Raw genomic sequence first — 19,663 nt, 5'->3', positions numbered from 1 at the left:
CGTGTTCGCAAGCATGGTGGCCTGCTTGTGACGTCCTGATCGTCCGATTCGCAAAGCCGGTCTGCGCTTGGACGGTGTGAGGCTCGGCTTGGCTTGGAGGCGTCAGCCCACGCGAGAGATGGTGGAAATCGAAGGGGAATTTATGACTGCAAGGCACCGCAACGCGACGCGGAACAGCACCGTGGTGGCAGCCATGGCGCTGCTCGCAGCTATCGTCTTCTCATCGGCTGCCTTGGCGGCCGACGATGTGCGAGTGCGTTTCAGCTGGAAGCTCAAGGGTGAGTATGGGCACCTCTACCTGGCGCAGGACAGAGGCCTTTATACTGCCAAGAACCTCGCCGTACGCATGGGGGAAGGTGCGGGTTCGCAGGCGGCACTGGGCGCGCTGGTTCAGGGCCAGGAAGACATTGTCATCATGCCTGGGATCTTCGCTGCTTCCGCGATCCAGAAGGGCATGCCGATCAAGATCATCGCGCTCTACCATCCAAAGACACCCGTCGTCATGATCTCGCATCCCGATAAGCCCATCCTCAAGCCACAGGATCTCGAGGGCAAGGTCGTGGCACATGCCGTCGGCGAGACGGGCACATCGTATCTTGGAACCTTCTGCGCGGTGAACAAGATCGACTGCACCAAGATCAAGAAGGTGCAGATGGACGCGCAATCGCGCGTACCCCAGTTCCTGCAGAACCAGGTGGACGCTGTGAGCATCTATCGCACCAGTGACCTGCCCGTCCTCGAGCAGCGGACCGGAATCAAGTTTCCGATCCTGGATCTCGCACAATATGGGCTTGTCGTTCCGGGGCTGGCCGCAGTCACGAGCGATGCCGCTATTGCCAAGAAGCCGGATGTTCTCAAGCGCTATCTCGCTGCTGTTAGCGAGGGCATCGAGGCCACACGAAGTGATCCGCGGGCCGCTGCGGATGCCATCGCCAAGGTTTGGCAAGTCGGCCCGTCGGTGGATGTTATCGAAGCACAAGTCAGGGCAACGATTGACGCGATGGTGCTCGAGGAAGGAAAGCCCATCGGTTGGGTCGACGTGAAGCTCATCGAACAAGCGATCGAGTTGCTCAAGACCGAACAAGCGATCGATCATCCAAAACCCGCGGCGTCGTTCTTTACCAATGAACTCCTTGCCAACTGACTGGCCAGAGATGGCATGCGAGTCCGACTGTGGGCAGCGTCGGGCTAAGTCAGACGATATGAATCCTGCGCACCATTGTGTTCACATATATTCCAGTCCGACGCCCACAGGTTGGATCGGGGCGGCAGTTCTCGATGAACTGGCTCGCGGGCCTTTTACTGCATTGTTGCCTCGGGGCAAGCCTGTGGTGAGACTATGCAAGCTGCTCTGTGCTCGTCGCCACCTCTAAAGCTCATAAGTCATCAGCGGATCCCAAGAAGCGTCCCCCGGTGCCTTTCATGGACCTTGAGAATCTCGGTCCGGCAGTTGAATTGCTTGTGCAGATGGTCGCGGCTCCGCCCATAGGACGGTAGCTCCGCGAAATCGCCTTAAAATCTCTAAACGATGACCACAAGAATCACGTTCCGTGCTGACGGCGCCGTTCGCAGTATTGACGCGTTGAACGATCCGGTGAACGCGAATGGCGTCGGAGTGATGGAATCGTTCAATCGCGAACAAGTCCAGGAGAGATGATGAAGTTGGTGAAGACCTCTGTAGTCGCATGTGTCCTTTCGGCCCTGCTTGCGGGCCAGGTGCTCGCGCAAGACCTTTCGACCGGCGGCAAGAGTCGCGGCGGCATGCAAGGCAAGAGCATCCAGGGCGGCATGAGCGATGATGAGGATTCGACCGCTCAGCTCGGCGCTGCGGACCGAAAGGCGGGGATGAAGCCGGTCAAGAGCACAAAGGGTGCAGCCGGCACCACCGGAATCGCTCCGAACAAGGGGGCAGCTGACGATCCCTCAGACGGCGGGACGCCGGCGGCCGGCAAGCGCCACTAACGCGGGCGACTCTTATCGGCCAACCTCCGGTCGCGCGCAGGCGGCCGGAAGTTTTTCCGTGCGTAGTTCGATCTCGGCGCGAATCGCCCAGCAGCAAGCGATCAAGTAGATTGCTGCGTCAAGGCTATCAGCGCCCCCTTGCGGCTCATCCACCAAAATGAGTTGCTGTCCGACATAGGGCGGAAGCATTTGCCGTTGGTCTTACCGCGGAAGAACGCTCCGTGAGCTGGTCGAGTCTGCGCGCCAACATGGCGGCACTTCAATCCGCGGCATGATCTGGCTTGATTATCAAGTGATATTTCTGGTTTCTCCCGGCGCGAGCGCGGATGATATGTGTTGTCAGCCAAGCGTTGGGTGCGCCGCCCTCTTCGCCGATTTGCCGTCGAGCCGGATGCAGTGAAGAAGTAATCGCGGTGTTTCGCGCGACGGGGGCTTTTGCCTTCCTCATACCAATCCGCTTTGCGAGCCTCATGCCCAGGCTGTTAATCGGCATTCAAAGTTGACCTCCCGCGGATTATTCGCAAGCTTGCGCCGTACTTCCGGATTTCCTCCGCCACGGCCTCGCAGCTCGGGGAGCCTTGTCGGCGCATTTCCGGCGTGACGGACAATTGAAGCCGAGGGAGTTTACCTGATGCAAGGCGATCCGACATCGCACGGACTCTGGGAACTGACGGCTCCGCGTGCACCTCAGACCGATCGTCTGGCCGGCGAGATTGACGTCGATATCCTCGTCATCGGTGGCGGATATACCGGGCTTTCGTCCGCTCTCCACCTTGCAGAAGGAGGAGCGCGCGTCGCGGTCCTCGAGGCGTCTGAAATCGGCTTCGGCGGCTCCGGACGCAATGTTGGTCTCGTGAACGCCGGTATGTGGGTCATGCCGGACACTCTCGTAGCGACGCTGGGACAAACCCTTGGGGAGCGCCTGATCGATCTGCTCGGCCATGGGCCGCGACGGGTGTTCGATCTTATCGCGCAACATGGCATTGAATGCGAACAGGAGCCCACGGGCACGTTGCACTGTGCAGTCGGACGCAGGGGATTGGAAGAAATCGAGGCTCGTGCTGAACAATGGCAGCGACGTGGTGCGCCGGTCGAGATTCTCGATGCCGAGGAGACGCGCCGGAGGATCGGTGGTGGCGACTACGCCGGTGCACTGCTGGATAGACGCGCTGGCACAATTCAGCCGCTGGCCTATGTTCGTGGTTTGGCTCGTGCCGCGCTTGCTGCGGGCGCGAAAATATTCACTCAGAGTGCCGCTCTCACCGCCAGCGACGGCGGCTCGCGCTGGAAGGTCAACACGGCAGCCGGATCTGTGCGTGCAGATTGGGTGATTGTTGCCACCGATGCCTACGCGCGAGGACCCTGGTCGCAGGTCCGGCAGGAGCAGATCGAACTGCCTTACTTCAACTTTGCGACCCAGCCTCTCTCGGATAATTTGAGAGCATCGATCCTGCCTGAACGTCAGGGAGCCTGGGATACGAAACAGGTGCTCAGTTCATTTCGCTTCGATCGTGCAGGTCGGCTGGTTTATGGCAGCATCGGTGCTCTCGAGCGGAGCAGTGCAGCAGTGCACAGGGCGTGGGCCATCCGCTCGCTGGGCAAGCTGTTTCCTCAGCTCGCCGACATCGAATTCGAGGCCGGTTGGTTCGGGACGATCGGTATGACCTCCGACAACCTACCCCGCTTTCACAAGTTGGACCGCAACGTAATCGGGTTCAATGGATACAACGGCCGCGGAATTGCGCCAGGCACTATGTTCGGCGGCGTGCTCGCGTCCTATGTGCTGGGGCACGTTGCGGACCAAGACCTTCCGCTTCCGATCACACCGGTGGAGGAGCCGCGCTTCCGCGACACGCGAGAGGCGCTCTATCGCATCGGGGCGCATCTCGTTCATTTGACCGAAGCCCGGCTCTGATCCGTCAGCTCTCGGTAGTCCGCGAGCTCCACGCAAGGCACATGCTGGCTTCTCGCCGACATATTGCAATTCCGCCGGGCTCGGAGAGAGCTATTGCCAAGCTCGCTCGATCGCTGACGTCAGATGCCGATAAATGGTCGAACTCCCGACACCGTTCTCAACGTGCTCCCCAGTCTGAAAGAAGGAACCGAGCCGACGCCCGTCGCGATCTCCGCAACAATCAAGCGGATCAGCGATGTTTTCTCCCTCGATGAAACTGGACGTCGGCTTTGCTATCAGTGAATCCGTGGTCACGCGCCGTGGATTTGTCGCAGATCGGCACGCTTTGGACAAGCGCAATGCGAGACGCGCTCGGCTTGAGCATGAATTCCAGGCGGCCCTTGCGACGCTGACAGCGCATGGTGCGAATCTTTGTAAGTTTGTCAGCTTTGCTACCATTGTTCGTGAGATGACGCTCCGCACACTGATGCGAAGGGTCTGTAGATCCAGTTTTCGTCGCCGGCACACGGCTTGCTTCGGTCGGCACACCATCACCAAATCCAGGGCTTGGTGATGCAGGGGCGGACCGGACGCATCACCTGCGTTTGAGTCCGTCCCGTCGATCTGCTGCGAGGCGACATGAAACAGCCGCCGGAAGAACGACGCAACAATCAGGGAGTGACATGGAAATCGTCTTGGGACTTTGCGCCGGGCTCGTTTTCACCGGCATCCTGGTTGCATGCTACTGGGCAGTGCGGTGACAAGGAGCCGCAATGCGTGTCTTTGATATTGAATTTGATTGAACCTGACCCGCGCCCTAGCCTCCTGAAGCGAGCCCTGTCGCACGGCTGGCAAGCCTTTGGGCTCGTCAGCAATAATCGTTGGTATCGTCTTCCGAATAGGACGCTGCAAGGCGGCTTTCCCGACGATTCTGTTGCGGAGGCTGCATTTGAAGGACCCGCGCGCAGCCAAGCGCGAAAGATGCCCCGTCACCGCTATCAAGTCGATCATGGCGTACGTTTCCGCCCCGCTGATTCCGACGAGTGATGAGACGCGACAATGTGATGATCCGCTCGGCTTTAGCTGTTCCGCCTAGCTTTGGTCAACGCTGGATTGGAAATCATAGGACCGACGCTGCCCACGGGCATAGCAGGCCAATGTTACCCGGACTGGCCAGTCTTGCTGCTCGCGTCGATTCGCTGCCGCGGATCGCACGAGCGCGGCTAATGGAACGAGATGTCGCATCTCAGTCAGCCGCACGAGCTCTGTGCCGCAATTTGCTATGCAGACGTGCTCATTGCTTCAAAGAAGTAAACCATTGGGGGCCATATGAGTTGCGAGCTGACGGGAGTGTCCGATGCCCCGACGATCGGTCGTGGCGTATCAGTTCTCCTTGGCAACTATGGCCGCGATCGAGGACATCCCGATGTCCGGAGCAGCCTGCCGAGTAGGCTCCGAACGGACAACGTGGAGAGGCGACTTGCATGGAACGGTACACGGTCTACATGGTCAGACACGACGGGCATCTCGTAGGCTTTGTCGAGTTTATCTGTTCGGACGAAGGGACCGCCACGGAGCGGGTGCGGAAGCTTGCAAGCGACCACGCGGTTGAGCTTTGGCAGAACGATCGTAGGATCGCAGCATATGAAGGACGCCGGTGGCTCTGCGAAAAGGAGATCGATTGAGATGAGCACGCGACGAAATTATTCGATGTAGGGAGCTGGCCGCCCGCCGCAGAATCGGCAGATGTTCGATATAGCCAAGCTGGTTGATCTCCGCAGAGTTGTCGAACATGCTCGGCGCACAAACAAAAACCCCGGCATCGCTGCCGGGGTTTCGCATTCCGCGGTTCGCCTGAGTGGCCAGACTCAGAAGTCCATGCCGCCCATGCCACCCATGCCGCCGCCCGGGGGCATGGCGGGGCCAGCGCCGCCCTTCTTGGGCAGCTCGGCGACCATGGCTTCCGTGGTGATCAGCAGCGCTGCAACCGACGCTGCGTTCTGGATCGCGGTGCGCACGACCTTCGTCGGGTCGATGATGCCCTTGGTGACGAGGTTGCCGTACTCGCCGGTCTGCGAGTCGAAGCCATAGGCGTATTGATCCTTCTCGAGGATCTTGCCGACGATCACCGAGCCGTCTTCACCGGCGTTGATCGCGATCTGGCGAGCGGGCGCGGACAGCGCCTTGCGCACGATCTCGACGCCGGTCTTTTGGTCGTCGTTCTTGGTGCGCAGGCCCTTGAGCTGCTCGGAGGCACGGAGCAGGGCGACGCCGCCGCCCGGGACGATGCCTTCCTCGACCGCAGCGCGGGTCGCATGCATCGCGTCATCAACGCGATCCTTGCGCTCCTTCACCTCGACCTCGGTCGCGCCGCCGACGCGGATCACCGCGACGCCGCCCGCGAGTTTGGCGAGACGCTCCTGGAGCTTCTCACGGTCGTAGTCCGAGGTGGTCTCCTCGATCTGCGCCTTGATCTGGGCCACGCGCGCCTCGATGTCGGCCTTCTTGCCGGCGCCGCTGACAATCGTGGTATTCTCCTTGTCGATCATCACCTTCTTGGCGCGACCGAGCATGTTGAGCGTGACGTTCTCGAGCTTGATGCCGAGGTCTTCAGAGATCGCTTGGCCGCCGGTCAGGATCGCGATGTCCTGCAGCATGGCCTTGCGGCGATCGCCGAAGCCCGGAGCCTTCACGGCCGCGACCTTCAGGCCACCGCGCAGACGGTTCACGACGAGGGTGGCGAGCGCTTCGCCTTCGACGTCTTCCGCGATAATCACAAGCGGCTTGCCGCTCTGCACCACGGCTTCCAACAAGGGAAGCAATTCATTCAACTGAGATAGCTTTTTCTCATTGATCAGGACGTAGGCATCTTCCATTTCAACGCGCATCTTGTCGGCGTTGGTGACGAAGTAGGGCGAGATGTAGCCGCGGTCGAACTGCATGCCCTCGACAACTTCGAGTTCGGTCTCGAGCGACTTGGCTTCCTCGACGGTGATGACACCCTCGTTGCCGACCTTCTTCATGGCGTCGGAGAGGAACTTGCCGATCTCCGCATCGCCATTGGCCGAAATGGTGCCGACCTGGGCGATCTCGTCGTTCGAGGTGACCTTCTTGGAGTTCTTCTGCAGGTCCGCCACGACCGCGTCTACGGCGAGATCGATACCGCGCTTCAGGTCCATCGGGTTCATGCCGGCGGCGACCGCCTTGGCGCCTTCACGGACGATCGCGGCCGCGAGAACGGTTGCGGTGGTGGTGCCGTCGCCGGCCGCGTCAGCGGATTTGGAGGCGACTTCGCGCACCATCTGGGCGCCCATGTTCTCGAACTTATCGTCGAGCTCGATGTCCTTGGCGACGGTGACGCCGTCCTTGGTGATGCGCGGTGCGCCGAACGACTTGTCGAGCACGACGTTGCGGCCCTTCGGACCGAGCGTGACCTTCACCGCGTTGTTGAGGATGTCGACGCCGCGCAGCATGCGGTCGCGGGCGTCGACGCCGAATTTGACTTCTTTGGCTGACATATTGGTTTCCCTGAGTTGATTGGTCTCATCTCACTCTTGAGGCGCCCGGCAGGCGCTCCTCAGGGGTGAGCGGTACGAGCAGTTGGATTAGGCGGCCTTCTTCTTGGCCGACGCATCGGTGAGAACGCCCATGATGTCGCTCTCCTTCATGATCAACAGCTCCTGCCCGTCGATCTTGACCTCGGTCCCCGACCACTTGCCGAACAGCACGCGATCGCCGACCTCGACGTCGATCGGGATCAGCTTGCCGCTCTCGTCGCGGCCGCCCGGGCCGACGGCGACGACTTCGCCCTGGGACGGCTTTTCCTTGGCCGTGTCGGGAATAATGATGCCGCCGGCGGTCTTCTCTTCTGCGTCGATGCGCTTGACCACGACGCGGTCGTGAAGCGGACGGAATTTCATGCAGTCCTCCTAAGCAATTGCTTGGGTTGGTGATTTCAGGTTCTTAGCAGTCGATGCCCGCGAGTGCCAATGCAGGCGGAGCTCAAGTGGGGCTGGTCTTTTCGGGAAGCAAGGGCTCCTCGTAGAAAAAAGGCGCTGAGGTATTCGCCGGCTGTTCGGGGTCATACCAGCGAATGATCGGACCGGCGATCTGCCTTTGGTGCCTAGGATTTTCCTCACTATCCCGCGCGGACGCGAACTCGTGATGGCACGCTGGGGCGTGCCGAGCTCGTGGCGGGTTCTGTGGACGCCACCAAGAAGCTGGAAGCAAAGGGCAGGCCAGTCGACTTCCAGCAGCTGCTGAGAATGAGCTCGATGGCGGCACGACCAACGTCCGGTAGTGAGAGCGCGCACTGGAAGCGCTGGCTCGATCCGCAGACCTGCTGCCTGGTGCCGTTCACCTCGTTCTCCGAGGAGGACACCATCGATGGCAAGAAGGTGTCGGTCCGGTTCGCTCCCGACGAGAGCCGGCCTGTTCTCGACGATGGAGTTGCGGCCGGCAAGACGGAATGCATTTCCGCCAACGTCGCTGTGAGGCGTGCCGAGGCATTGTCCCGCAAGCCCGGGGTCATGGGCGCAGTCGCCTTCTCGGGGACCGAAGGACCCATCGCGCGGCGACTTCGGCGACGCCAAGGTGATCCGCACATGCGGCGACGTACCCGAAGATCTGAGCACGCTGATCGTCCCGACGTCGCCACACCCCGGCGGTGGCATCAGAGCGGAATTCGCCTGCGGACTCGCATTTGAGGCATCGCCACATCGTGGCTCCCTGCTATCACGATTTGCGGCCCAGTCATGGACTTCCTGCAACAAGGGCAGACGCGAATGATGCTGGAACGTGGCTGGGCGACACGAAGAAGGCGAGAGATCAACTGAGAGGATCCGCCGGATGCTCGGCGAAACCAGATGAACCGGGCAACCTCGAACCCGATTCTGCAGGCTCCTCCGCGGCGAGCCTTTCGACTTGGTCGACGAACTCGGACCGGGTGCGTTGATCGCGTATCCGGAGAAAAGCGCGGATAAGCCTAAGTCCCTGCAGATCGCTTCGCGTTGAAGACGCGTTGTCGTTCATTTTCGAGCTCCCTGGCTTTCTGTAGGTGAGTCAAGTCGCAAGTGCAAGAATGATCCGTATCACGCATCGGTTGCAACTTAAATCCTACCAAAAAGGAGGGGTTCCGCTCGGGCCTGAACGCCGGTTCACAGGGAAGCCCGTGGGGGTAGCATGCGTGCCACAGTTTGCCTTCATAGCCTCCCATCCTGGTGCATCAGCGACGAGAGCGGCCGTAGCTGCGGCCCATACGTTCCAATACACCAATCTACTTGTGCGCCTTTCGACAAATTCGGATGGGACAACGCGGCGGATGCTAGCCACAAAATGTCGGAAGCCAGCCGCAGAACAGCTCTTAGAACTTCCATACTTCGTCTTAGACGAGCCTTTCTCCACCGCATTCAATTCGTCGTATTCTCGCCATTCGAGAGCCGAACCCGTCGCGCAGCAAATACAGCTCTCGATGAAGATGCCGCCATGAAGTCGTAGCGATCAGGTGAAACGAAGGGAGCCACGCATATCGAAGGCTCGCTGAGGCGATCGCGTTATCGGTTGGCGCAGGTAAAATCAGACAGAGAGCATAAGGCCGTAATCCGTGGCAATTAATCGTCGAAACTTCGCTGCAGCCGGGTTTTCTACGCTCGTGTGCGGATACGCACTGATGCAGCCGGGACGGGCCACGCCGCCCAGGAGGCCAGTGGTCGCCGGCTATGTCGCCCCGTGGAAAGCCCGGACGGGCGGTCCAAACATCAAGACGATCCCGGCTCGCGAGCTGACCCACTTGATGTACGCGTTCGGAACCGTTTCGGCAGAAGGACTGGCTGGACTTTCGGATCGTTGCCTCGACGCAGGAGCCTGCGACGGAACCGCGCCGTCGATCCCGTTCGGCGGCAGTTTCGCCCAACTCGCCGAATTGAAGCGGAGCAGTCCGGAGCTCCGCATCCTGATTTCGTTGGGCGGCTGGAGCGGGTCGAAATATTTCTCGGCCGCCGCTGCCACGCCGATGTCGCGCGCGCGGTTCGCACAATCCGTTATCGAGGCGTTCTTTCGACCCTATCCGGGTCTGTTCGATGGTGTGGATGTCGATTGGGAGTTTCCTGTCTCAGGAGGACGTCCAGGGAATCTCGCGCGCCTCGAAGACCGTACGAATTTCACGCTTCTGATTGCGGAGCTTCGCCGAAGACTCACCGAGTTTTCCGCATTGGAGCGCAGGGAGCTGGAGCTCACCATTGCCGTATCGGCCGTCCCCAATAAGATTGTCAATCTGGAGGCAGCCGCTCTCGCCCCGCTGGTCGACCGGATTCATCTAATGGCCTACGACTATCATGCGGGCTCGACCTTTGCCGGCTTCAATGCTCCGCTGTTCGCCTGCGCCGGCGATCCAAGTCCCGATCTCAATGTCGATGCAAGTGTGAATGCCTTGATCCGGGCCGGGGACCGCGGGCCAAGGTCACGCTCGGCGTAGCCTTCTATGGCCGAGCTGTTGCAGGCGTTCCGCAGGAGAACGGAGGGCTCTTGCAAAAGGGGACGGCGGCGAGCGAGGAGTGGGGAGGGAGCGACGGCATCGATTATCGCGATCTCGTTGTCCGGCGACCGGAAGAGCAGGGCTTTCGCCGGTATTGGAGTGATGAGGCTCAGGTGCCGTGGCTCTATGACGCTGAACGGCGGATATGGATCGGCTACGACGATCCGCTATCCATCGCACGCAAGACGATGTACGTGCGCGCCCATGGACTCGCCGGGATCATGATCTGGGACCTGTTCGCCGACGACGGTTCGCTGCTGCTCGCGGCACTCCGCATCCTTCCTGTGCGAAGATCCGAATAGAAGCGTCGTCATTACGTCGCCTTGAAGCGCGTCATCTGTGCGCGCCCCGAGCGACATCAGCCGCGAAACGCGTTCGATGCTGTGAGATCAGAGCCACGTCGAATTGAAAACGGCGATGTCAGAAATCTGACGCCCGGCAGCGTCGTTCCGGAGGCATGCTGGCGGCAATGCGGCTTTTTCGTCGTGATGCGACGTGCGCACCGAATCCCATCCGGTTGATCGCGAGGCCGGACGACTCTTCGCGACGCCTCACGCGAAGGCTTGAGCAACCCTGACCTGAGCCATGTCTGTTTATCGGTGTGGGGTCACGACCCCGATCGCGCCATAAGTCACTGATCCATACGACATAGACGAGGCATGCTTCGGCACCGATCCACACGCGCCCCCTGGAGTGAAGACGCTGGTCTCGCCAGCCGGCCCCGTTCCTATCAGACATCGGCAAAGTTGCGGCGGATGCTTTATTGGCCTGCTTCAGATGCGCCTCATGATCAAGCGGTCGGTGATAGCAACGTAGATTGTGTGTCTTGAGACAAATGTCAGCAACTTGACGCTACACACCATTACGAAGTGCCTGCAGAACCGCCGAATTCAATTGGCTCGCGGTTTGCTTTGCTGACGTCATCATTGCCAATCGCAAGCGGTGATTTTCCAGGCGGACTAGGGCGCGCGTCGCAAGCGTTTGGTCTGGCCCCGACGGTTTGCTGTGGCGACAAGTTAAGGCGCTCGGTTGTGGACGGCGCAAAATGCAGGAAGTGTTTGGAATGCGATCTGGAGTTCTTCTTTCGGGAGTCGCAACAATTGCGCTCGTCGCAAGCGGTGCAGCCAATGCGGTAGACCTTTGGCCAGACGTGAAATTGCCAGCGGCGGTGTGGAGCTGGTCCGGAGGCTATATTGGCGGGAACGTCGGCGGTGGGTATGGCCGAACCTCATTCAGCAATCCCTACGGTCCCCCAATCTATGGCGGCGTGGTTGACACCCCAGTGTTCCTCGCAGGTGGCCAGATAGGCTATAACTGGCAAAAGAATAGCTGGGTGTTTGGCGTCGAACTCGATGTCAGCGGTGCTGTCTCCGACGGCACAAATACCTGCCTCGCCTCCTCCGGCTTTGTTGTGAGTGCAAATTGCACGGCAGGTCCCAACGTCTTTGCGACCGGGACCGGCCGGGTCGGTTACACCTTTGGCCCGCATGGCCACACGCTGGCCTATCTCAAGGGAGGCGTGGCTTGGCAAAACAATCGCGGCGATGTCGTCAACAACAACGAGTTCAATGGCCGCGGGACTCAGGAGAACACCAGTTTCGACTATGGTCGGGTCGGCGGCATCATCGGGCTGGGCGTCGAGCAAGCGCTTACGTCTGCATGGTCTCTCAGGGTCGAATATGACTATCTCCATTTCGGTGGGCCGAGTGTCGCAACGCCTCCGACGGTGCAGCTTCCGCCGTTCGCAATCCTTCCGGCGAATACAACGAGCCTGTCTAGCAGCTATCACATCGGAACGATCGGTCTGAATTACCACTTTGACGCCGACCCTTGGGGTGCGCAGCGCTCCGATGAGCCGTTGTTCACGAAAGCAACGGGCAGCGTGCCGCCGACGGCTGACACAGCCGGTTGGTCGTTCGAAGGCGGCTCGCGGCTCTGGCTCAGCCGCGGACGATTCCAATGGAATGACAGCGCTGTGCCCAATGAAATCCCTGCTGGAGATCCTAACATTCTTGTATCGAGGATCACCTACCACGGTCTCAACGGACTTTCCGGGGAATTATTTGGCCGGGTTGACAGCCCATGGGGAGTGTTTCTGAAGAGCAACGTTGGCATCGGTCGCTTCGACAAAGGAAGCACCAACGATGAAGATTGGGGAATTGATCGCAGCCTCTCCTATATCAACACGAGATCAGGCCAGGCAAACGGGAGGTTCACCTATTACACCGCCGACGTAGGTTACGATTTCCTGCGCGGCGCCAACTACAAGGTCGGTGGCTTTATCGGCTGGACCTACTACGAACAGAGCTCCGACTCCATCGGATGTGTACAGATTGCCAACCCGATGGGTGGATGCTCGCGGCCACATCCAGATGGTGACGACACAGTCGTTGGAAGCCAGAATTCCCAGTGGAATGCACCTCGTGCCGGCCTAAGCGCCGAAACCATGCTCACCGAGCGTTGGCGTTTGAGTACCGACGTCGCTTACCTGCCTTGGACCGATTTCAAAGGACGTGACAATCATCTTGTGCGCCCGCCGACCACCTTCATTGATCAACGCGGGAACGGAGGCGGGGGTGTCCAACTCGAAGGCGTGTTGTCCTACTTCATTACCAAGAACTTCAGCGTCGGCATCGGCGCGCGCTATTGGGCCATGTGGACCAAAAAAGACAGTGAAATGACATGCACAGGCTGTAACGGCTCGGGAACGACTGAGACTGAGTTTTCGAAGTTCAGTACGGAGCGCTGGGGTACGTTCTTTCAGGCCTCTTATAGGCTCGATTGAAAAGATCACACCTACAGCCAGCTCCAAGCGAACGCGGCTTGGTCGAATTCGCCCCCTGCAACAACGCCCCTGGAAACCAGATGAGCTCCGAACGAGCCGTCTGGTCTTCATCGGGCGCGACTTCTCCGAGGACGTCTTGGAGGCATCGTCGCGACCGGCCCCCGACGTTTGCCTTCGGAAGGCACACTCGCTCGAGGCTTTCACCTCCGGCACGCTCCGATACGAAAGCAGGCCTCTGGTGATAGTCAGGGCGATCACGCGATCGCCCGATTCGAGCTGGAGAACACGCTCGGCGGACGGTTCAGTCCATAATGTTCACGCAGCGTCGCGCCAGTGTAGTCGTGACGGAACAGACCGCGCTTGCGCAGGATCGGCACGACCTGCTCGGCGAAGAGGTCGAAGCCGCCGGGCAACCACGGCGGCATGACGTTGAAGCCGTCCGCCGCGCCGTTATCGAACCAGGTCTGGATACTATCGGCAATCTTCTCCGGCGGGCCGGCAATCACCCAATGGCCACGCGCGCCGGCGAGGCGTTGCACGAGCTGTCGGATCGTTGGCTTTTCGCGATCGACGATGTCGACCACGAGCTTGAAACGGCTGGCGACGCCCTGCGCGCCGCTTGTGTCGATCAGATGCCGTGGAAAAGGACCATCGAGGTCGAATCCGGTGAGGTCAAGACCGGTCATCTGGCGAAGCTGGGTCAGCGAGAATTCCGGCTGGATCAGCGTGTTGAACTCCTCCTGCAGGCGGTCAGCCTCAACCTGACTGCTAGCGATGAACGGACTGATGCCGGGCAGGATCTTGATCTGATCGGGACTGCGGTCGAAGGCGCGCGCCTGACGCTTGATGTCGGCATAAAATCCCTGGGCGCTCGCCAATGTCTGGTGCGCGGTGAAGATGGCTTCCGCAAAGCGCGCGGCAAAGGCTCGCCCATCCTCGGACGATCCGGCCTGGACATAGACCGGCCGCCCTTGCGGCGGCCGTGAGACGTTGAGCGGGCCGCGTACGCGAAAATGCTTTCCAATGTGGTCGATCGCGTGGATCTTGCTGGTATCGGCGAAAATGCCGGAGACAGGGTCGTTGACCAGCGCGTCGTCTTCCCAGCTGTCCCACAGCCGTGTGATGACGTCGAGATATTCCCGCGCCCGCTCATAGCGCTCGTGATGCGGCGGATGCGCGGGCAGGCCGAAGTTCTGGGCCGCCTGCGGCGAACTCGTGGTCACGATGTTCCAGCCGGCGCGACCGCTGCTAAGGTGATCCAACGAGGCGAACAGCCGCGCAAGATTGTAGGGCTCGGTGTAAGTCGTCGACGCGGTCGCGATCAGGCCGATATGCTTTGTGGCCGATGCGATCGCCGTGAGCAGGGTGATCGGCTCGAGCCGGAACCGCTGCGCGTAACGGACGTTGTCGGCCAGCGCCGGACCGTCGGCGAAGAACACCGCGTCAAATTTGTGGGCTTCCGCGCGCTGCGCCAGCTCATGATAGTAGGTGACATCAAGGATGCGGTCCGTCGTTGAGGCCTTGTGACGCCAGGCCGCCTCGTGGTGACCGTCAGGGTAGATGAAGAAGTTGAGTGAAAGTTGCCGTTTGCTCATAGCGTTGCTCGTTGGTTGCGGTCGGATATCGGCGTCGCGCTTTAGGTTTCACTCGACTCTATGTCGATGACCACAAAGATGTCGATGAAATGAATTTGCGTTGTTGCGGGCGAAGCGAGCATAATGCGCGTGAGCTCGTCGGCGATCGGAGACGAGTGCGTTCGTCGTCACGAAACGACCGCAGCAATTCGCGCTGTTTCGTTACCTCGGCTGGGCTGATTTGGCTCGCTGTCACGCCGCTGAAACGGCGTAACCGACCATCACCATCGCAAATATTTCCGTGTCCGCTTGGCGTGCGAAGCGATCATTGCTCGCCGCGCAAAATAAAGCTGGTTTCGTTTCATTGACTGGATCGCGATCGCATTTACGATCTGCACCGTCCAAGCGAGGTCGTTCACCATGCGGCAATCCGATCCACCCGTCGTTCGCGAAGCAGCCCGGCTGATCTCCGCTCTGCGCGTGCGGTGCTGCGCCGGCGCGATGGCGGAGAACTGTACCGTCGGGATCCGTGTGGCGCGCCGTCTAGCCGCTGACCTGATCCCCTAGGACCACATCCAAGACTCAATATCATCATTCTTCGCCGCTGCTCGTACGACCAGCGCATGGCGGAGCTTTGTCCCGAACATCACAGGAAAGACTGCGATCATGAGCACCACGACCACCACCATCGACAACGTCATCCCGCGCGCCGACATCGTCAAGCGCGCGGCACGGCTCGGCGCCGAGATCAGGAACGTCAAGCTGTCGGGCGACCTGCCTGACGACGTCGTTCGCGCCATCAACCAAGTGCTGCTCGAGCACAAGGTCATTTTCTTCAAGGACCAGGGGCATCTCGACGATGCCGAGCAGGAGGGCTTTGCTATCAGGCTCGGAAAACTCGTGCCCCATCCGACGGTCGGTGCGACCAAGGGGACGTCGTCGATTCTGGAGCTTGACTCGGGGCGGGGCGGCGGCCGTGCCGACCAGTGGCACACGGATGTCACTTTCGTCGACGCCTATCCGAAGATTTCGGTTCTGCGGGGCGTGGTGATCCCGCCGTACGGCGGTGACACCGTTTGGTCGAACACGGCGGCGGCCTATCTCGACCTGCCGGCGCCGCTGCGCAAGCTCGCGGATGAGCTCTGGGCGATCCACAGCAACGCCTATGACTACGCCGTGAAGACGCGCGCGAGCGAGGCGGATAGAAAGCACTTCGACGAGGTATTCACCGGAACGATCTATGAAACCGAGCATCCGGTTGTACGGGTCCACCCCGAAACCGGCGAGCGCACGCTCGTGCTGGGTAATTTCGTACAGCGCTTCGTCGGCCTGCCGAAATATGATGGCCAGAAGCTGTTCGAGCTGTTCCAGTCCCACATCACTGCGCCGGAGAACACCGTGCGCTGGAATTGGCAGGCCGGTGACGTTGCGATCTGGGACAACCGCGCAACCCAGCATTACGCCGTCAACGACTATGGCGACCAGCACCGCGTGGTCCGGCGCGCCACCATCGACGGCGAGGTGCCGCTCAGTGTCGACGGTCGCCGCAGTGTGACGCGCATCAAGGCGTCGAAACCGCAGACGGCCAAGGCCGCTTAATTCCGCTTCACTGGCAGGATTTATCAGAATGAATTCGCTATTTCGATTTGTTCGCGCACGGCGTCGCGCCGCGCGATTGGCGCTCGCTGGCGCCTTCATGCTGGGCCTCGCGGCTCCGGCCGCCGCCGAGCCGCCGCTCGAAAAGACCGAGATCCGTTATCAGGGCTGGGCCGGGCAAGTGACCTTCATCGAGCTCGCCGAGGACCTCGGCTATCTCACGCCGCTGAAGCTCAAATGGGTTGGCAACACCATCAGCGGCCCGCAGGACATCCAGACCGTTGTGACCGGCGATATCGACATCGGCGGCGCTTTCTATGGCGCCATCCTCAAGCTGATCGCGGCGCGGGCGCCGATCAAGGCGGTGGTTGGTTACTACGGCTCGGACGCCAATACCTATCAGGGTTACTACGTGAAGGACGACAGCCCGATCAAGACGGCACGCGACCTCATCGGCAAGAAGGTCGCGGTCAACACCTTGGGCGCTCATCTTGAGTTCGTGCTTCGCGAATACCTGGCCCGGAACGGCCTCAGCGCGAGCGAGGCCAAGCAGGTCACGCTGGTGGCGGTCCCGCCCGTAACGGGGGAGCAAGCGTTGCGTCAGGGGCAGGTCGAGGTGAGTACGCTCAGCGGCATTTTGCGCGACAAGGCGCTGGAGCGGGGTGGAATCCACTCGCTTTTCAGCGACACCGATCTGTTCGGTCAGTTCACCGGCGGCTCCTATGTCTTGCGGGACAAGTTCATCAAGGACAATCCGAATGCATCCCGCAAGCTTGTTGAGGGCGTCTCGCGCGCGATCGCGTGGGCGCAAACGACACCGGCCGACGAGGTGAGGGCGCGGTTCGACCGGATTATCGCGGATCGGAAGCGAAATGAGGATGGTTCCTCCATCAAGTACTGGAAGAGCACCGGCGTTGCGACCAAAGGTGGCGTAATCTCGGACGCTGAAATCCAGGTGTGGATTGACTGGCTCGTCAAGGACGGACTGTTCAAGCCGGGTCAGATCAAGGCGTCCGATACCTACACCAACGCGTTCAACTATTTCCGTCCCGGAAAGACGGCGGAGGTGCGATGACCCCGGTCAAGATCAGCTTCGAGCAGGTCCGCAAGGAATTCATCACGCGAGGCGAGGGCGGCCGCCCTGCAGGCCGCTTCACGGCCCTTGACGACATCACGCTCGACGTTCGCACCGGCGAATTCCTGGTCTTGGTCGGCCCAAGCGGCTGCGGGAAATCGACCTTGCTCGATTTGCTGGGCGGACTGACGACGCCGACCAGCGGCCGCATCCTGCTCGACGGGCGCCCCATCGCCGGACCCGGACGCGACCGCGGAATCGTATTTCAGCAGTACGCCCTGTTTCCTTGGCGGACCGCCGCGGAGAACGTCGAATTCGGGCTCGAGATCGCCGGATTCAAGGCCAGGCAGCGGCTTGAGATCGCGCGGCATTTCCTCGACCTGGTCGGCTTGTCGGGCTTTGCCAATCGGTATCCGCACGAGCTGTCCGGCGGCATGAAGCAGCGCGTCGCGATCGCCCGAAGCCTCGCCTACGATCCGGAGGTGCTGCTGATGGATGAACCGTTCGCGGCGCTGGACGCTCAGACTCGCGAGACGCTCCAGGGTGAATTACTGCGGATCTGGCGCGCCACCGGCAAGACCATCGTCTTCATCACCCATGGCATCGACGAAGCCGTCGTGCTCGGCGAGCGCGTAGCCGTCATGACGTCGCGTCCGGGGCGGATCAAGCAAGTCATCGACCTCCCCGAGGTACTGCGCGACGAGGCAGACGATGTGCGCTCACTGCCGGAGTTCGGCCATGTACGCCATGAGGTCTGGAGCCTGTTGCGCGACGAGGTTCAGAAGGCCGAGCGGGGCCAGTTGAACGGAGGTGTCGGTGCGCGACATGTGGACCACGAGGTGAAGGAGATCGCCCATGTCTAGTCTGGAGACGCTGATACTGCTGGAGCTCGCGCACGGACGCCGAGAGGCGCTCACTGGCGTGCAACCTCAACCGTCGCCGGCGGCGAGTGGGGCCCGTGCCGCGATCCGCCAGTTGACTGTCCTTGGACACCGCTCCCTGTTACTGATTGCCCTGTTGTTGCTATGGGAAGCGGCTCCCAGGCTCGGCCTGATCGATGCGGTGTTCCTGCCGCCGTTCTCGGAGGTGATTGCCGCCGGCTGGCAGCTCGCGCAAAGCGGCGAGCTCTATGATGATGTCTCCGCCAGCTTGCTGCGCGCGCTGAGCGGGTTTCTGATATCGGTCGCACTGATTGTGCCGCTTGGCCTGGCGGTCGGCAGGTCAGCCCGGCTCGGTAATCTCCTGAACCAGTTCATCGAGATCTGCCGCAACACCGCGCCGCTCGCGCTGCTGCCGGTGTTCATCCTGCTGCTCGGGATCGGCGAGATGTCGAAGATCACGATGGTGATCTACAGCTGCGCCTGGCCACTCCTGCTGAACACTATCGCCGCGGTGAAGCAAGTCGATCCGCTCCTGATCAAATCGGCGCGGACCATGGGCGCGACACCGCAGCAACTGTTTCGCAAGGTGATTCTGCCGGCTGCGCTTCCGACCATCTTCGCCGGTATTCGCCTCGCGAGCGCATCCGCCATGCTCGTGCTGGTCGCGTCCGAGATGGTCGGCGCCAAGGCTGGTCTTGGCTATCTCATCATCAACAGCCAGTACAGCTTCCTGATCCCGCAGATGTATTTCGGCATCCTCAGCATCACGGTCATCGGGCTCGCGTGCAATGCTGTCCTCGAGGCGCTGGAGCGGCGCTTCATGCGGTGGAAGGCGCCGGTGACGGCATGAGCGTGCAGATATCGTCGCGACGCGAAGCACGATCGCAATCATCTGAACTGCGGACGTGAGTAATGACGACTGAAATCCATCGTGCAGACCAGAGGTCCCGCGGCGTCCGGTTCTGCGAAGTACGATGCCGATTTGGCTGGTGCTTGCCGGCGGCGGACTGGCAGTGATCGGGGCAGCGGCGAGTTGTGGGCGGCAGCAGTTGGCCGTAACGTGGAAACGGCAGGCTGCACTAATCTTACTCCGTCATACCGGTTTATCTCCTGATCCTCAGGAGCTTGTGCAGCAAGCGTCTCGAAGGACGAGGCCACCAGCGGGCTTCTTGGTTCGAGACGCGCTTCGCGCTCCTCACCATGAGGTCTTTCTGACGCAATAAGGCTGATCCCTCCCTACGCAGCTGCGGCGACAAACTCGGCACCGCTCAGCGCCTGCGCGCGGCGACTTTCCTCACTTTGGTGTCCGACCACGCCAGCGGCTTGCCGCTCTTCGACGGCAGCACGAGTTGCCCGACCGTCTG

Annotated in this window: 13 protein-coding genes and 2 pseudogenes; 12 read left to right on the top strand and 3 right to left on the bottom strand. The window is 60.8% G+C overall.

The window, feature by feature from the left end; all coding sequences use genetic code 11:
• The first annotated feature begins 118 nt into the window (after positions 1 to 118).
• From ACFDR6_RS29675 to ACFDR6_RS29660, 4 genes are all read left to right on the top strand, one after another.
• Entirely contained in the window at positions 119 to 1,144 is a 1,026-nt protein-coding gene (locus ACFDR6_RS29675) for an ABC transporter substrate-binding protein (protein WP_375860450.1), read from the top strand.
• A gap of 512 nt (positions 1,145 to 1,656) precedes the next feature.
• Positions 1,657 to 1,962, top strand: a complete 306-nt coding sequence (locus tag ACFDR6_RS29670) for a hypothetical protein (protein WP_375860449.1) — start codon at positions 1,657 to 1,659, stop codon at positions 1,960 to 1,962.
• A 631-nt stretch (positions 1,963 to 2,593) separates the two neighbouring features.
• Entirely contained in the window at positions 2,594 to 3,877 is a 1,284-nt protein-coding gene (locus tag ACFDR6_RS29665; protein WP_375860448.1) for an NAD(P)/FAD-dependent oxidoreductase, read from the top strand.
• A gap of 618 nt (positions 3,878 to 4,495) precedes the next feature.
• Positions 4,496 to 4,903: a hypothetical protein gene (locus ACFDR6_RS29660; RefSeq protein ID WP_375860447.1), complete on the top strand. Its 408-nt coding sequence runs from the start codon at positions 4,496 to 4,498 to the stop codon at positions 4,901 to 4,903.
• Positions 4,904 to 5,724: 821 nt separating this feature from the next.
• Here ACFDR6_RS29660 and groL read toward each other — a convergent pair.
• Together groL and groES are read right to left on the bottom strand one after the other, a co-directional pair.
• Positions 5,725 to 7,374, bottom strand: coding sequence for a chaperonin GroEL (gene groL / locus ACFDR6_RS29655; RefSeq protein ID WP_375860446.1), 1,650 nt, complete (start codon positions 7,372 to 7,374; stop codon positions 5,725 to 5,727).
• 87 nt (positions 7,375 to 7,461) lie between these two features.
• A complete protein-coding gene (groES, locus tag ACFDR6_RS29650) occupies positions 7,462 to 7,776 on the bottom strand; it encodes a co-chaperone GroES (RefSeq protein WP_375860445.1) in 315 nt (104 codons plus the stop codon).
• Positions 7,777 to 8,058: 282 nt separating this feature from the next.
• On the opposite strand from groES, the gene ACFDR6_RS29645 reads away from it, so the two are divergent.
• The 4 genes and pseudogenes from ACFDR6_RS29645 to ACFDR6_RS29630 all read left to right on the top strand — a co-directional run.
• Positions 8,059 to 8,562: a hypothetical protein gene (locus tag ACFDR6_RS29645; protein WP_375860444.1), complete on the top strand. Its 504-nt coding sequence runs from the start codon at positions 8,059 to 8,061 to the stop codon at positions 8,560 to 8,562.
• Between the two features lie 962 nt (positions 8,563 to 9,524).
• Positions 9,525 to 10,690 (top strand): annotated as a pseudogene (locus ACFDR6_RS29640) (glycoside hydrolase family 18 protein).
• Positions 10,691 to 11,433: 743 nt separating this feature from the next.
• Positions 11,434 to 13,173, top strand: a complete 1,740-nt coding sequence (locus tag ACFDR6_RS29635) for an outer membrane protein (protein WP_375860443.1) — start codon at positions 11,434 to 11,436, stop codon at positions 13,171 to 13,173.
• Positions 13,100 to 13,306 (top strand): annotated as a pseudogene (locus tag ACFDR6_RS29630) (CobW C-terminal domain-containing protein); the annotation flags it as partial. The gene ACFDR6_RS29635 and the pseudogene ACFDR6_RS29630, both read left to right, overlap by 74 nt.
• Before the next feature lie 121 nt (positions 13,307 to 13,427).
• Here the strand turns inward: ACFDR6_RS29630 and ACFDR6_RS29625 are convergent.
• On the bottom strand, positions 13,428 to 14,768 hold the full coding sequence (locus ACFDR6_RS29625) for an LLM class flavin-dependent oxidoreductase (protein ID WP_375860442.1): 1,341 nt from the start codon (positions 14,766 to 14,768) through the stop codon (positions 13,428 to 13,430).
• Positions 14,769 to 15,413: 645 nt separating this feature from the next.
• On the opposite strand from ACFDR6_RS29625, the gene ACFDR6_RS29620 reads away from it, so the two are divergent.
• The 4 genes from ACFDR6_RS29620 to ACFDR6_RS29605 are packed head-to-tail and all read left to right on the top strand — an operon-like array spanning position 15,414 to position 19,149.
• A complete protein-coding gene (locus ACFDR6_RS29620) occupies positions 15,414 to 16,346 on the top strand; it encodes a TauD/TfdA dioxygenase family protein (protein ID WP_375860441.1) in 933 nt (310 codons plus the stop codon).
• Positions 16,347 to 16,374: 28 nt separating this feature from the next.
• Complete coding sequence (locus ACFDR6_RS29615) at positions 16,375 to 17,418, top strand: ABC transporter substrate-binding protein (protein ID WP_375860440.1); 1,044 nt, start codon at positions 16,375 to 16,377, stop codon at positions 17,416 to 17,418.
• Complete coding sequence (locus ACFDR6_RS29610; RefSeq protein ID WP_375860439.1) at positions 17,415 to 18,281, top strand: ABC transporter ATP-binding protein; 867 nt, start codon at positions 17,415 to 17,417, stop codon at positions 18,279 to 18,281. Before ACFDR6_RS29615 ends, ACFDR6_RS29610 begins: the two co-directional genes overlap by 4 nt.
• On the top strand, positions 18,274 to 19,149 hold the full coding sequence (locus ACFDR6_RS29605; RefSeq protein ID WP_375860437.1) for an ABC transporter permease: 876 nt from the start codon (positions 18,274 to 18,276) through the stop codon (positions 19,147 to 19,149). Before ACFDR6_RS29610 ends, ACFDR6_RS29605 begins: the two co-directional genes overlap by 8 nt.
• The last annotated feature ends 514 nt before the right edge of the window (positions 19,150 to 19,663 follow it).

The sequence above is a fragment of the Bradyrhizobium tunisiense genome (assembly GCF_042263385.1).
In the GTDB taxonomy this organism is placed as follows: Bacteria; Pseudomonadota; Alphaproteobacteria; order Rhizobiales; family Xanthobacteraceae; genus Bradyrhizobium; species Bradyrhizobium tunisiense.
Note: the sequence above shows the minus strand (reverse complement) of the source record. Positions and strands in the feature narration are given on the sequence as shown.